We start from the raw sequence: 14,919 nt of genomic DNA, 5'->3' as shown, positions 1-14,919 counted from the left end.
TCAACCGTTGCCTGAAACCATAAGGATGCATCTTGCGCGGAAAAGAAGGTAATCCGGGCAACAGTAATCGCCCCTGCGCCCTAATTCATCCCATAGTTCCGCAGCTTCATAAAAACTTCATCCTGCAACAGAATTCGGGCGGGCACAGAACCGTTTTACCGATCCCATGCCCGCCCGTTGTTCCAGCCAGTCCGGAAGCTGCGTTTCTGCCAGCGATCAGAAGTTGATCGAAGTCTTCACGTAATACATTCCGCCGTTGAAGCCGTAGGGCGAGTATGAGGCGTACTTCGACAGGCCCTGCTGCGTGTTGGAGATCGAGGACGGAACACGCGTCGGATACTTGTTGCCGATGTTGTTGTCGCCCACACCGATCGTCCAGCGGGGTATGATCTTGTAGTCCACTTCAAGATTGGTCAGCAGCGCCGGATTCTGCATGAACGGCACACTGCCCGGACCTGTCGGTGCTGCCATGTAGATGATCGAGCCGTAACGCATTTCCTGCACGAACACCGACCACTTGCCATAGGTCCAGTTCACGCTGATCTGCTCACGGTTCTTCGGCGCCGAGTGCAGCACGACCTGCTTGGTGTACTCGTTGACGAAATTCTCTCTTGCCGAACGGATTTCCGTATCAGAAAAGTTGATGCCCATTGCAAACCGGAACTGACCCAGGTGCTGCGTATGCAGTGTATAATCGGCGCTGAAATCACCACCGAAAGTCTGGGTGTTGTAGAGGTTGGCGTAATAGGACAGTGACGTCGCGCTCTCAAGATTGTTCTGTGCGAGCAGGTTCATGAGCACGGAATCATTCGTGTTCACGTTATAGGTCTTGGTGCTTCCCAGGCGGGAATTGATGGCGATGTAATAAAGATTCCCCGTCACATGGAAATCATTCACCGGCGTCGCATCAAGCCCGATGCTGTAGCTGCGGGAATACTCGCCCTTCATGCTGCCCGAGCCAAGATACTTGGCAATCGTGCTGTTGGCCGGGACCTGATCGACCGTATAGCCAGGATAAGGCGCCGAATAGAAATAGGACATCTCGCCCAGCGTCGGTGGACGATAGCCCGAATTGATGTTGGCGCGCACAGCCCAGCGCTTGGTGAAGTTGTATCGGGTACCGACGGATCCGGTCTCAACAGTCGCCAAATTGTTGTAGCTGGCAACACGCCCACCCAGCGTCCATTCCCACTTCTTGGTCAGATAGAAATCGAGATTGGCGAAACCTTCATAGACATCGCGGTTCTGGTTGGTCACAGCCATCGGAACGTTACCCGGATGGTCAGTGGCGCCCAGCCCTTCCCATGATGCGGTCTCACCTTCCGTCATCTGGAACGTGTCATGCCGGTATTCCGCACCGAACTTCAGATCGATCGGCCGTGGCAGCAGACCTGTATGAAAGGAGCGTGATCCACGAATGCCGCTTGTCAGTTCGGTTGCGATGGAGGAACCATCATAGAATGAGGTCTGGGTGCTGTCCGGGAGGGAGACGTTCTCGGAATCCTTGGTGCCGTATTTCTGCGCATCGCGCCCGAAGGTCACATACGCATCCCATGCGAAACCGAACTTGTGAGTGCGGATGCCATTATCCGTCTCAAAGTCGTACTGATCCATCGTGATGTAGGGCTGGTTGCCGTTGGGATACAGATCGGTATTGATCCACATATCCGAGTCCGCAGCACTCCGATACGTCTCGGCCACATTGGCGCGGCGGTGCGAGAACGTGGATGTGCTGTAGGCGCTGAACCCATGCCCCAGCGGGAGCGACATGTTCTCGCTCAGGGTTTCAAGCGTGGATTTCGGAATGCCAAGCCCGCGCTGAACGTCGCGGTTCGCGGTCTCGTTGCGGGAATCACTGAACAGCGTGCCGTAGAAATCACCACCACGCGTCGTGGGAAGCTGATGCGTCACCTGAGCCGCAAGGTCGAGATACCCGCCGTTATTGCCCAGGGCCATGCCATAATTGGCCGAGCCATCAAGCCCCTGACCGTCACCGGCATAATAACCGCTGTTCTTGAAGTTGATGCTGCCGCCATGCGTATCGCGCTTGAGCACGATATTGACCGCGCCTGCAATGGCATCCTGCCCGTACAGCGCCGAAGCCCCTTCCGTGATGACTTCGATATGATCAATGGCAGAGACAGGAATCAGCGAAATATCGCTCGGCTCACTGCCCCAGTTCGTACCGGCATTGGAATTGAAGTTCGCACCGATATGGCGGCGATGGCCGTTGACGAGGATCAGTGTATCGTCCGGAGACTGTCCGCGAAGCTGCATTGTCTGGACAAACGCGCTTGCACCACCGCCCGGCAGAGCTGCGGTCGTGATCGCAGGGTTGGCCTGCGCCAGAGCGGACAGGACGTTGGTCTGACCCGTTTTCAGAAGCTCAGCGCCCGTCACCACGGTCACCTGCGTCGTGCTGTGACGTGCCGTTACTGGTGAGAAGACGGAGTTCGTCTGTCGTCCACCAACGCGGATACTTTCAGTTGCTTCAGCCTGAAGCGACGTCGGAGCGCGATGGACCGGCGCTTTACTCCGCACAGGAGCAGCGTTCGCACTCTTCTTGATGACCTTGTGGTGTTTTACCGGCTCGGATGCTGCAGTCGACGCAGCAAGAACGATATCCGGCATGAATGCGCCCAGTGCAGCACTTGCGACCAGACAGAGTTTCCAATTTGACCCAATCAACATTGCATCCCTCTCAAGTCGCCGGAATCCCGATACGAAAGCATGAGTTTATGGTACGGATACGTTATGTTTTGGCGTCATATGGATTAGTTATATTCCAATTTCGCAACGAGGACGCATGAAAATTACGTCTCGGGGCAGACAGCCGGAAGATACAGCGCTCTGCCGCATGAGCTTAAAAAAACGGCCATATTCCTGTAACTTTATTGACGACCCTCCCCGATAGGCAGACTATCAGGGGCAGGTTTGTTTACCCGAGGAGATGGATCAGTTGGATATCAGGCGTCTGCAGGCCTTCGTGAAGATCATTGACCTCGGCAGCATTTCACGCGCTGCCGACCTGCTGAACATCGCCTAGCCAGCACTCAGCCAGCAGCTCGCAGCGCTTGAAAGTGCGTTCCGCCAGAAGCTGGTGATCCGCAGCAAGAGCGGTGTTACCCCGACCATCGCCGGATCCGTCCTCTACCGCCATGTCCAGATCCTGAGCAAGCAGTTCGACCGGGCCATGGTCGAGATCACGCAGGGCGATGGTCCACTTGTCGGCAAGGTCTCCGTAGGCCTTTCTCCCTACAGCGCTGGTTCCACGCTGTCTGTTGAGCTTCTGCGCCGCATCCGCGCGGATCTCCCGGGCATCATCCTGCATCTGACCGAGAGCTTTGACGACATCTATAGTGAGCTCGTCATGACCGGCCGTCTGGATATGGCGGTCATTCATGGTTCCGGCCCCATGAAAGGCGTCAGCTTCACGCCGCTGATGAAGGAAGAGTTCTTCCTCCTCGCCCCCCATGCGCTTGAGATCCCTCACGACAACGACGATGCGGTCCAGCTTGCAGACGTTACGGATATTCCGCTTCTGGTCCCTCCGAAACACAACTTTGTCCGCAAGGCCATCGACATGGCCTTCATGCGCAAAGGACTGGAGCCGACCATCGTCGCGGAAATCGAAGCCCTGACAACGCTCCAGGGTGCGATTCAGGAAGGGATTGGCAGCACCATCCTTCCCTGGTCTGTCGCCAGCCGGATCGCCGTTGAGGGCAAATCCCGGATCTATGCCCTGCGCAATCCGGTCATCAGCGAGAACGTCTCGCTCTGCATTCCGGAACTCGTGCCTGAAACCGAGGCCTCGGTTGCGGTGCGGGAACGTCTGATCGACCTCGCCCGGACCATGGCGTCGTCGCACAACTGGCCCGGAACGCACCCAACTACATAGCGCCCGCACTCGTCCTTCCGACATTGGGCTGCGTCAGGAATTCAGGCCGCAACAGATGGCCAAGCTCTGTCTCGGACAGCAGTTTTTCCTGAAGCACGAGTTCGGAGACCGTCCGGTTCTCCGACAGGGCCCGTCGGGCAATCTGCGAGCACGTGTCGTAGCCCAGTACGGGCACGAGCGCGGTGACAATGCCAATGTTGCGCTCGAACAGGTAACGGCACTGATCGGCATCCGCGGCGATGCCGGCAACGCATTTCGTCGTCAGCAGCGTCACGGCCGAGGTCAGCGTTTTCAGAGACGAGAACAGGCAGTATCCGATCATAGGCTCAAACGGATTGAGTTGAAACTGCCCGCCTTCGGCACACATGCTGAGTGTCACATCATACCCTGCAACGAGATACGCTACCTGATTGACGGCCTCCGGAATGACCGGATTGATCTTCCCAGGCATGATCGACGATCCCGCCTGCACGGCGGGCAGCGTAATTTCGCCAATACCCGCACGTGGCCCGCTGGAAAGCAGGCGCAGATCGTTCGAAATCTTGGACAGCTTGAGCGCAAGCCTTTTAAGAACACCCGAAAACAGGACGAAAGCCCCAACGTCCGAAGTCGCCTCGATCCTGTCCGCGGCTCCCGCTACAGCCAGACCAGTCAGCTTGCCAAGCTCTGCGACAACGGCGTCCGCATAACGCGAATCTGTATTCAGCCCTGTTCCGATCGCCGTCCCTCCCAGATTGACTGTCAGGAAAGTGGCGGACTGATCCCTGATATGGCGGATTTCCGTCTCGACCGCATGCTGAAAGGCCCTGAATTCCTGCCCGAGCGTCATGGGCACGGCATCCCGCAACTGCGTTCGCCCGACCTTCAGAATGGAGGCAAACTCATCGGCTTTCTTCCCAAATGCGCAGGCAAGATCTTCCAGCGCAGCCAGCAAGGGCCCTGTTGCGGCCAGTACGCCAAGCCTCAGTGCCGTGGGATAGACGTCATTGGTGGACTGCGCCATGTTCACATGGTCATTCGGATGCAGGACGCGGTAATCGCCGGGTTTCTTTCCAGCCAGTCCCAGCGCAACATTGGCGATCACTTCGTTGACGTTCATGTTGGTGGACGTTCCCGCCCCACCCTGCATGGCATCCACGATGAAACTGCCGCGATAGTCCTCGCTCTTCAGCAGCGCCTCGCAGGCTGCCTCAATCAGGTCGGCCCGCTTCTGATCCAGATATCCGAGCGCCCTGTTCGTGCGCGCCGCAGCCTGCTTGACTGTCACGAAAGCGCGGATGAATTCGGGAAAAGCGCCAATCGTTTCACCGCTGATCGGAAAGTTCGCCGCAGCCCGGCTGGTATGAACGCCCCACAGCGCCGTCGCCGGAATTCTGACGTCTCCCAGCAGGTCTTTCTCGACGCGGAAACCGGCTGGTGGTGGCATATCCGTCTGCTGTGGCATCATGTCGGTCAGAGCGTCTGACTGGAGTGCAGATGGCGTCATTTCGGATATCCAGAGCTGTAATTGAACCAGAGTACGACCCTTCGCCAAAAGGATCTGCAGAAGTCTCGCAACTCCTGACTGAGCCCGAGCCTATTATTGCGACTTCGATTCAACCCCATATGATTGTGATATAGGGTCAGACAATTTTCGGCAGTATCTCGACGCCATCGAAACGACTTACGATACCTCCATTCGCGCACACGCCCTTAACCCATGCGGCAATGGAGACCCATCGATGCCCGGTTTTGCAGATCGACTGAACGGAATTGGAGTTTCGGCCTCCGCCGCCATGACGGACAAGGCCCGCGAACTCAAGGCGGAAGATCTGAAGATCGTCAGCCTTTCCTCCGGCGAGCCAGATTTTCCGACCCCCGACCGTGTCGTGGACGCTGCCATTGCTGCGGCGCGTGGTGGTGATACGAAATATCCGCCACAGGACGGCAAACCCGCGCTCAAGAAGGCCGTGCAGGCCAAGTTCCTGCGGGAAAACCATCTTGACTATGCGCTGGACGAAATCCTCGTCGGCAATGGCGCCAAGCAGATCATTTTCGGTGCCATAATGGCGACCTGCAATGCAGGAGACAAGGTCGTTCTCGCCTCCCCTTACTGGATCAGCTATTCCGATATCGCCCGCCTGTGCGGCGCAAAACCGGTGCAGGTCCCCTGCCCAGCTGAGGACAATTTCCGCCTGTCCGCCAAGGCGCTGGACGCGGCTATCACGCCGAAAACCAAATGGCTTCTGCTGAACTTCCCCAACAATCCGACCGGCGCTGCTGCCCGCGTGAGGACATGGAAGAGATCGCGGCCGTTCTCCTGAAGCATCCGCATGTCTGGATCATGACGGACGACATTTACGAGCATCTGATCTATGACGATTTCGAGTTCTGCACCATCGCCGAAGTCGAACCCCGCCTGAAAGATCGCGTGCTGACGGTCAATGGTGTCTCCAAGGCCTATGCCATGACCGGCTGGCGTGTTGGCTATTGCGGCGGGCCGCGTGATCTGATCGCCGCCATGAACAACATGCAGGGACAGTCAACGAGTGGCATCAACACTATCGCCCAGGCTGCTGCCATTGCCGCTCTGGAAGGTCCGCAGGATTTCCTGAAGGAGCGTGCCGCAGAATACCAGTCCCGTCGTAATCTGGTGGTGGGTCTGCTGAACGAAATTCCCGGCGTAACCTGCCACACGCCGCAGGGCGCTTTCTATGTCTATCCTGAGATCGGTGCCTGCCTCGGCAAGACCACACCCAAGGGCCGGCACCTTGCGACGGACGCTGATTTCGTCATGGCGCTTCTAGAAGAAAAGCAGGTTGCATCCGTCCAGGGCGGCGCTTACGGCATGAGCCCGTTCTTCCGCATTTCCTATGCGACCGACCGGGAAACGCTGAAGGAAGGTTGCCGCCGCATCGCAGATTTCATCGCATCCCTGACCTGAACAAAAAACGAGGAAGCCTTACGGCTTCCTCGTTCCTGTAGACCCGATATGCTTTGCCGCGATCAGACAGTCGGCTCGATCCGTACGACAACGGCGCCATAGCCGGTCAGCACACCATCCTGCCCGACAACCTCCACGACCGTTCCCTCGACAGGAACCGTGACCGGAACCTGCAGGGTTCCGATCCGCATCTGGGCCACAACATCGCCCTGTCGCACCAGCGTTCCAATTTCCGCCAGATCCGTCAGCGCCAGCACTCCGAAATAAGGGGTCTTGACCGCAATATCAGTCTGCATTGCCTCAGCAGGCGCCGGCGAGACATCAGAAGTCGGCACATGGGATGCAGAAGCAGGAGCATCTACACGCAGAAAGCACCGCGCGCCCTTGCCGTCGGAAAGCTCGATCGTCTCCAGTCCAGCCTGAACCAGCAGATCTGCAATCCGTGCGAGATCGTCTAAGGACGGGATTCCTTGAAACACCGGTACCTGATTTTCCACAGTGCTCATGATGGTGACCTCTCTGCCAGCCAGCGCTCGAGATAGTGGATATCGACGCCACCCTCCTGAAACTGCGGGTCAGCCAGCAGATCCTGATGCAGCGCGATATTGGTCGAAATGCCCTCGACCCGCATCTCGGCCAGCGCCACCCGCATCCGGGCAATCGCCTGTTCACGCGTTGCTCCATAGCTGATGATCTTGCCGATCAGGGAGTCGTAGTAAGGCTGAACCGTATAGTTGCTCACCACATGCGTATCGACGCGAATACCCGGACCACCCGGCAGATCCCACCGCGTCACCGTGCCCGGAGACGGCATGAACGTTGCCGCATCTTCCGCATTCAGACGGCATTCGATCGCATGGCCCTGCATCAGGATATCTTCCTGACGCAGATCCAGCGTCTTACCCTGCGCGATCCGAAGCTGCTGCGCCACAATGTCGATACCGGTCGTCTCTTCCGTAATGGGGTGCTCGACCTGCACGCGGGTATTCATCTCGATAAACGCGAAGATCCCGTCTTCATACAGGAACTCGAACGTCCCCGCCCCGCGATAGCCAATCTGGCGGCAGGCCTCAACACAGCGCTCCCCGATTTCGGCGATCGTTTCGGGCGGAATACCGGGAGCCGGTGCCTCTTCCAGAACCTTCTGGTGACGCCGCTGCAGGGAACAGTCCCGTGCCCCGAGCCATAGCGCGGTTCCATGCGTGTCACACAGGACCTGGATTTCCACATGGCGCGGTTTCTGCATGTATTTTTCAAGATACAGCGTCGAGTTGCCAAAAGCCTGCTGGGCCTCCTTGGCCGTCAGGGCCACGGCATCATCCAGTTCGTCCACACTGTGCACGACCCGCATGCCACGGCCACCGCCGCCACCGGACGCCTTGACGATCACCGGAAAGCCAACCTCAAGCGCAATGGCCCGGACCTCTTCCGCAGAAGACGGCAACGGCCCGTCGGACCCCGGCACGCAGGGCACACCTGCGTCGCGCATGGCCCGCTTTGCCGTGATCTTGTCGCCCATCATGCGGATGGAGTCACCTGTAGGCCCGACAAAGGTCAGACCGGCCGCTTCCACCACATCCGCAAAATCCGCATTTTCAGAAAGGAAGCCATATCCCGGATGAATGGCCCCCGCTTCCATCACTTTCGCAGCAAGAAGCAGACCTTCCATATCGAGGTAGCTTTTGGAAGCTGCCGCCGGACCGATACACAGCGCCACATCCGCTTCATGAACATGACGGCTGTCCGCATCCGCTTCCGAATAGACCGCGACCGTCTCCAGTCCAAGCTGACGACAGGCGCGCTGGATCCGCAGGGCAATTTCCCCGCGATTGGCAATCAGAACTCTTTTGAAACGCTGCATGTCACTCATACCAGGCGGAACAGAGGCGTTCCCATGTCAACTTCCGTGCCGGCAGCCACGAGGATCTCTTCAACCACGCCCGCAGCCGTTGCGCGGACCGGATTGAAAACCTTCATGGCCTCAAGCAGCCCGACCTGCTGCCCTGCCTCGACCTTCTGGCCGACAGTGACATAAGGCGGCGCATCCGGCGACGGAGCGAGGTGAAAGACACCGTAGGACGGCGCGGTGATGACGGTCCCGGCTGCCTTGGGCGCTGTCGCTATGGGCGATGGAGCCGCCGGTGCAACAGGGGCCTTTGCTTCTACCGGAACCGGAGTGGCCGCCACAGGCGACACACCCGTCTTTCCACCGCCCTTCGCAAGGCGGATCTTCCGACCATTTTCCTCAATCTCAAGCTCCGCAATCGGAGCCTGAGACATGAGATCGATCAGGCGTCTGATCTGTGAGATATCCACTGATATCAGGCCGGATCAGAGGTTTTCTTCGCAAAGTTCAGACCGCCCACGACCTGCATCGTCGGCAGCACTTCCATGAAGCTGACATTCATGCGCTGGGGAGCCAGAACCGCAAACGCCACCGAGTTGGCAATGTCTTCCGGAAGCAGGGACTCATACTCGTCAAAGAAGCGCTTCTTCGCCTCGGCCATGTCCCCGATCAGACGGCCGAAGACCTCGGTTTCCACACGAGCCGGCGAGACTTCCGTCACCCGGATGTGACGGCCGAACAAATCACAGCGCAGCTGCTGGGACAGCGAATGCACACCGGCCTTCGTTGCATGATAGACCGTATTGCCGCCTGTAAAGGCATAGTGACCGGCAATGGAGCTGATGTTCACGATGTGCCCGCGGTCCCGCTCGATCATTCCCGGCACGACCAAGCGCGTCAGCTGCAGAACGGCACGCAGGTTCACGTCCACCAGAGCGTCGATGTCTTCAGGCGTCGTTTTCGTGATGTTGCCCGTGCGGGACTGGCCGGCATTGTTGATCAGAACGTCCACTTCCAGACCGGCGATCAGTGCCTCAAGCCCTGCCTGATCCGACACGCTGACAGCATGGGGAATGCAGCCTGTCTCGCTGGCCAGTGTCTCAAGGCGCTTCGCATCGCGGGCCAGGGCATGAACTTCAATGCCGCTTTCGCTCAGCCGCCGAACAATGGCAGCGCCGATGCCGGAAGAAGCGCCAGTAACGAGAGCGGTGCGGTAAGGAGTATTGCTCATGCGAGTGAGACCCATTGCTGGAGGACAGGAAGAGACCGCCATCAGCACCGCATGAAATACGGAACATCCGGCAGGAGTATTATTCCGACGCTAATGGAGTTATTTCACAAACACCAAGAGCCGTTCGTTCTTGCCCCATAACATAATCCGATGGAACCCTCGCTAGCCCCCTGAGAACCATAAGATTATCCGATGCCCTCAAACGCCGAATTGCTCTGGTCATCATCCGCGCACCGGTCATATCGTTTCGTTGCCGCCTCAAAAGCGGCTTTGAGACCATGAGACGGAACCGTCACAGCCCGGGAACTGCATGTTTTGACCGCAGACACGCTCCTCACACCGGACCGGCATCACGCCACCAACGCCCCGGTCATCAGCATGATGGGCACACGCGCCATGCTGTTCGAAGCCCCTGGCGAATTCACCATGCGGCAGCAGCAGCGGATCTGGGCCCTCATCGCCCATACCGAAAACCGCCCCGACATTCAGGAACTCGTCCCCGGCGTCACGAACCTGCTCCTGATCTTCACCCATGCCCCCGAGCATCCGGAACAGATCGCAGACTGGCTCCGGAATGCCTGGGAGACACTCCCGCCCCTTCAGATCGAAGGACGGCTCTTCGAAGTGGGCGTGCAGTACGGAGGTGCGCTGGGTGACGATCTGGCGGCGGTTTCCGCCCATACCGGCCTGTCTCCCGAAGAGGTCATCCGGCTTCATCATGAGGGCGAATACACGGTCTGTGCCGTGGGAAGCGCACCGGGTTTCGGCTATCTGCACGGCCTTAATCCCCGCATCGCCACGCCGCGGAAATCCGTTCCCTCCCTCAACATGCCGGCAGGAACCGTAACAATCGGCGGGATGCAGGCCGGGATTTCCGCGCTGACCGGCCCCAATGGCTGGAATTCCATCGGCTATACGGAAATCTGCCTTTTCGATCCGCATCGCAGTTCCCCCTCCCTCTTTGCCATTGGCGATCGTATCCGCTTTTACCCGGAGAGCATCGAACTGTGATCACGATCCTCGAAACCGCGCCGCTGAATACGATTCAGGATCTGGGACGCCCGGGATATCGTAATCTCGGTGTCGGCAGTTCAGGCGTCATGGATCCTCTGGCCCTGAAAGTCGGGAACATTCTTCTGGGCAATGAGCCGGGCGATGCCTGCATCGAACTTCAGACCTACCCGTTTGTCATCCGGTTCGAGACACCAACCAGTTTTGCTGTCACAGGTATTGATGCGCCGCTGACACTGGACGGCAAGCCTGTGCTTGCATGGTCCGTCGAGACTGCCGCTCCCGGACAGGTTCTTCAGGTTGGTATCCCGAAAAAGGGTGCCCGGGGCTATGTCTGTGTGAGCGGCGGTATTGACGTGCCTGTTGTGCTCGGCTCACGCAGCACGCAGCTTCGGGGCAGCTTCGGCGGCGTCGAAGGACGGTTTCTGGAAGCCGGGGACGAGCTTGTAACGCAGCCTGCAACCGGACATCTCTCGGGTTATGGTGCTGTCCCCCCTGCCCGCATCCTTGATACAAGACCGTGCGAAGAAAAAACCGTGCTCCTGCGCGCAATCCTCGGAACGGATTATGCCCGTTTTACGGAGGAGTCCCGCGAGCGTTTCTGGAATCATCCCTGGCGGATCACGCCGCAGAGCAACCGTGTCGGTTATCGCCTCAGTGGCGCGCCTTTGACTTTGCATGATCGGATCGAACTGCGTTCCTATGGCATCATTCCGGGGATCGTGCAGGTTCCGCCAGCCGGCGAACCCATTGTTCAGCTTGCAGACGCCAACACCGCAGGCGGCTATCCGCGGATCGCAACCGTCATCGAAGCCGATCTCTGGCGCCTGGGTCAGGCCCGGATCGGGACAGCCATCCGCTTTGTGGAATGCAGCCACGAGGCCGGTGTTGAAGCCGAACAGCCAATCAGCCACTACCTTGATGACCTGCGCCTGATGGTAGCCCATTACCGCGCGTCCTGTCAGTCACGAAACGGCGTCAAATCCGGAGGCAAAGCATGAAGATCGATCTTAATTCCGATATGGGCGAAGGCTTTGGTCGCTGGCGGATCGCGGATGATGACGGGCTGATGGATGTCATCTCGTCTGCAAACGTGGCCTGTGGCTTCCATGCCGGTGACTACGCGATCATGAACCGGACCGTTCAGCTCGCCAAGGAAAAGGGCGTCGGGATTGGCGCACATCCGGGCCTGCCCGATCTCATGGGATTTGGTCGCCGCGCCATGTCCATCTCGGATGCCGATATGGAAGCCATGATGGTCTACCAGATCGGAGCACTTCAGGCCGTTGCCGCCCTGCACGGCCATCGCGTGACCCATGTCAGCTATCATGCCGCCTTCGGGAATATGGCCAATGCCGATGAAGGCCTCGCATTGCGGCTTGCCCGTGCCATCGCGGCTCTGGACAGGGAACTGACGGTGTTCTGCATGCCCGGACAGCTTACCGAGCGTGCGGCTGACAAAGCCTGCATCCGCGCCCAGACCCTGTTCCTCGCCGATCGTGCCTACACAAGCCTCGGTACCCTTGTGCCACGTGGCCAGCCCGGTGCCGTCATCCACGATCTTGATGCCGTCCGGGCACGTGTCAGACAGTTCCTTGAGGACGGCTCCGTCACGACTTCGGTCGGCTCACGGCTTGAAGTGAGGGCACAGTCCATTCTGGTACACAGCGATACTCCGGGATCGCTGGAACTGGCCAAGGCCATTCGTTCGGAAATTGAAGCGACCGGCGCAGTCCTGACTCCAGCCTTCCAGCTGCATGACTGACAGCCATAAGAAATTCTTATTACGCCGCCGGAAGTTCCTATAGCCGGATTTCGTAAACATGCATTACGTTTTCATAACGTAGCAGGAGATCATTCCTGCATCAGTTTCGGGCCTGTTATCAAAGCACTGCTGCGTCAGTATCGTGCATCGGGGTATGAGTTGAAATGAAGCATGATCTGAAACGCGGTGCAGTGCTTCTGGCTTCAGCCACGTTTTTCGTTGCGGCTCTGAATGCACTGCAGAAACTGACAGGATCGCGACTTCCTACTCTTGAAATCATATTCTTCCGCAACCTGTTTTCGCTTCCCTTTGTTCTTCTGATTGCTTCCAGAACGGGGATTATTCTCAAAACGCATCACTTTGGCGGTCATCTCATCCGCTCCGTCGTCGGCCTGATCAGCATGATCATGGTCGTCATCACGGTGACGCGTCTGCCGCTGGCGGAACAGCAGGTCCTTTCCTACACACAGCCCCTGTTTCTGGTTCTGCTCTCGATCCCGCTGCTGCACGAGCGTCCCTCCCTGCAGCGCTGGATTGCAGTCCTGATCGGGTTTGCCGGCGTCGTGGTGGTCGCTCTCGGGAAAGGACTGCTCAACACGGACGCAACGTCCGTCTCCACCGTCATCTATCTGCTTGCGCTGGCTCAGGGTGCAGTCGGCGCGCTGACGACCATGCAGATCCGCCAGCTCTCGGCCACGGAAGCCAGTACGACCATCTCGCTCTGGCAGGCCATTCTCATGACGGTCATGACCGCAGCCCCGCTCCCGTTCATCTGGGTCACGCCCGGCTGGCAGGACGCGCTGTGCCTTGTGGTTGTGGGAGCCTTTGCAGGTATTGCACAGGTTCTCCAGACCGAGGCTTTTGCCTCCACGCAGGTCTCGGCCATCGGGCCCTTTGCCTATACGGGTCTGCTCTGGGCCGCGATCATCGGCTGGTTTGGCTTCGGAGAGGTTCCGAGCGTTGCCATGGCTCTGGGTGCGCTTCTGATCATCGGATCCGGCATCTGGATGCTGCGTCATGACCGGGCTTCGAAAGCAAAGACAGCAGTAACCGCAACAGTTGAAGCGGCCGAGGGCTCCTGACCACTCGTCCGGCTTCTCTTTTCATCAAGTCCTGATTTCAGACACCATCCGAAACGACAGAAATTCCCGGAGAACGGCAGCGTGACAACAGCCCAGACCACGACCTCCATATCCCGGAAACGAAACGTTCCGTCTGCTACATATTCTTTTTTCTTGTCTTCCTGATGTATGTCATCAGCTATGGCGACCGCGCGGCCCTCTCCATCGCCCTTCCCACGCTGGGCAAGGAATTCACGCTTTCCCCGGTGCAGATGGGATGGGTCTCGTCCAGCTTCCTGTGGTCGTATTTCCTGCTGAACCTGCCCTCGACCATGCTTCTGGACCGCAAGGGAGCCCGCCTGATCGGCAGCCTGGCCGTCTCGCTCTGGTCTTTTGCCATGCTTCTGGGCGGGATGGTCCACAACATCACGCAGTTCCTGATGACCCGCGTTCTGCTTGGTGTGGGTGAAGCCCCGACCTTCGGTGTCGGCGCCACTGTCGTCCGCAACTGGGCGCTTCCGAAAGAGCGCGGCTCCGTCATGACGGTTCTGCTCACCGGCATGCAGCTCGGTCTGGCTGGCGGCACGATCGCCGGTGCCTATCTGATTGATCTGTTCGGATGGCGCTTCGAGTTCATGGCGCTTGGCGTCATCGGGCTGATCTGGGCCGCGATCTGGTGGAAGGTCTATCGTGCACCGACCGAGAAAGCCGCCACCCCAGCCCACGCTCCTTTCTCTTTCACTGCGGCCCGGTACCTTTTCCGTTCCCCGTCTTTTCTGGGCATTCTTGTTGTCCAGTGCACCCAGAATTATCTCAACTTTCTGGTCATGTCCTGAATGCCACTTTATCTTATCCATGAACTTCATATCGATATTACGGGAACAGGAACGCGAACGGCGCTCTGCTACCTGTCCGCAGCACTTGGCGCCGTCGTTATCGGGCGTGTTCTTGAACACATTACGTTCCGCAACGGTATTCACCCGCCTTATCGCCGGTTTATCGTGGCCATCTGCCTTGCAGGCGCTGCCACAATCGGCTTTCTCCCGCATTTCCATACCATGACACCGATCCTTTTAGGGCCTGTTAGCACTTGAAACACTTCCCATATTATAGGGATGGAAGAAGGAGACGGAACAGGCACTTTTACGGACGAGACATGGGCGATCTGGGAGCCTCTGATTGAA

General features: G+C 58.3%; 10 protein-coding genes and 3 pseudogenes. 7 read left to right on the top strand and 6 right to left on the bottom strand.

The window, feature by feature from the left end:
- Positions 1-216: 216 nt before the first annotated feature.
- Positions 217-2,691 carry a TonB-dependent receptor plug domain-containing protein gene (locus HKD24_RS12970; protein ID WP_194260656.1) on the bottom strand — a complete coding sequence of 825 codons (2,475 nt, stop codon included), beginning with the start codon at positions 2,689-2,691 and terminating at the stop codon, positions 217-219.
- A 268-nt stretch (positions 2,692-2,959) separates the two neighbouring features.
- On the opposite strand from HKD24_RS12970, the pseudogene HKD24_RS12965 reads away from it, so the two are divergent.
- Positions 2,960-3,898 (top strand): annotated as a pseudogene (locus tag HKD24_RS12965) (LysR substrate-binding domain-containing protein).
- On the opposite strand, the gene HKD24_RS12960 reads toward HKD24_RS12965, so the two are convergent.
- Positions 3,891-5,384, bottom strand: coding sequence for an aspartate ammonia-lyase (locus tag HKD24_RS12960; protein WP_407646379.1), 1,494 nt, complete (start codon positions 5,382-5,384; stop codon positions 3,891-3,893). The pseudogene HKD24_RS12965 and the gene HKD24_RS12960 sit on opposite strands and share 8 nt — an antisense overlap.
- A 235-nt stretch (positions 5,385-5,619) precedes the next feature.
- Between HKD24_RS12960 and HKD24_RS12955 the strand changes: the two are divergent.
- Positions 5,620-6,821, top strand: a pseudogene (locus tag HKD24_RS12955) (pyridoxal phosphate-dependent aminotransferase).
- Positions 6,822-6,883: 62 nt separating this feature from the next.
- Here the strand turns inward: HKD24_RS12955 and HKD24_RS12950 are convergent.
- Genes HKD24_RS12950 through HKD24_RS12935 form a run of 4 tightly spaced genes read right to left on the bottom strand, consistent with a single transcriptional unit; the run spans position 6,884 to position 9,898 of the window.
- Positions 6,884-7,327, bottom strand: a complete 444-nt coding sequence (locus tag HKD24_RS12950) for a hypothetical protein (RefSeq protein ID WP_194260655.1) — start codon at positions 7,325-7,327, stop codon at positions 6,884-6,886.
- The gene (accC, locus tag HKD24_RS12945; RefSeq protein WP_194260654.1) at positions 7,324-8,691 is read right to left on the bottom strand and encodes an acetyl-CoA carboxylase biotin carboxylase subunit; all 1,368 of its coding nucleotides are present in this window, start codon (positions 8,689-8,691) and stop codon (positions 7,324-7,326) included. Before accC ends, HKD24_RS12950 begins: the two co-directional genes overlap by 4 nt.
- Positions 8,688-9,101, bottom strand: coding sequence for an acetyl-CoA carboxylase biotin carboxyl carrier protein (locus HKD24_RS12940; protein ID WP_407646378.1), 414 nt, complete (start codon positions 9,099-9,101; stop codon positions 8,688-8,690). Before HKD24_RS12940 ends, accC begins: the two co-directional genes overlap by 4 nt.
- A gap of 41 nt (positions 9,102-9,142) precedes the next feature.
- A complete protein-coding gene (locus HKD24_RS12935; protein ID WP_194260652.1) occupies positions 9,143-9,898 on the bottom strand; it encodes an SDR family oxidoreductase in 756 nt (251 codons plus the stop codon).
- 378 nt (positions 9,899-10,276) lie between these two features.
- On the opposite strand from HKD24_RS12935, the gene pxpB reads away from it, so the two are divergent.
- From pxpB to HKD24_RS12910, 5 genes and pseudogenes are all read left to right on the top strand, one after another.
- Positions 10,277-10,909 carry a 5-oxoprolinase subunit PxpB gene (pxpB, locus tag HKD24_RS12930; protein WP_194260670.1) on the top strand — a complete coding sequence of 211 codons (633 nt, stop codon included), beginning with the start codon at positions 10,277-10,279 and terminating at the stop codon, positions 10,907-10,909.
- Positions 10,906-11,910, top strand: coding sequence for a 5-oxoprolinase subunit C family protein (locus HKD24_RS12925; RefSeq protein ID WP_194260651.1), 1,005 nt, complete (start codon positions 10,906-10,908; stop codon positions 11,908-11,910). Before pxpB ends, HKD24_RS12925 begins: the two co-directional genes overlap by 4 nt.
- The gene (locus HKD24_RS12920; protein ID WP_194260650.1) at positions 11,907-12,674 is read left to right on the top strand and encodes a LamB/YcsF family protein; all 768 of its coding nucleotides are present in this window, start codon (positions 11,907-11,909) and stop codon (positions 12,672-12,674) included. Before HKD24_RS12925 ends, HKD24_RS12920 begins: the two co-directional genes overlap by 4 nt.
- 164 nt (positions 12,675-12,838) lie before the next feature.
- Positions 12,839-13,756 (top strand): DMT family transporter, encoded by a 918-nt coding sequence (locus tag HKD24_RS12915; RefSeq protein WP_194260649.1) that lies wholly within the window; start codon positions 12,839-12,841, stop codon positions 13,754-13,756.
- Positions 13,757-13,837: 81 nt separating this feature from the next.
- A pseudogene (locus tag HKD24_RS12910) lies at positions 13,838-14,811 on the top strand (MFS transporter); the annotation flags it as partial.
- Positions 14,812-14,919 lie beyond the last annotated feature (108 nt).

Origin of the sequence: Gluconobacter vitians (assembly GCF_015244565.1) — a bacterium.
In the GTDB taxonomy this organism is placed as follows: domain Bacteria; phylum Pseudomonadota; class Alphaproteobacteria; order Acetobacterales; family Acetobacteraceae; genus Gluconobacter; species Gluconobacter vitians.
Note: the sequence above shows the minus strand (reverse complement) of the source record. Positions and strands in the feature narration are given on the sequence as shown.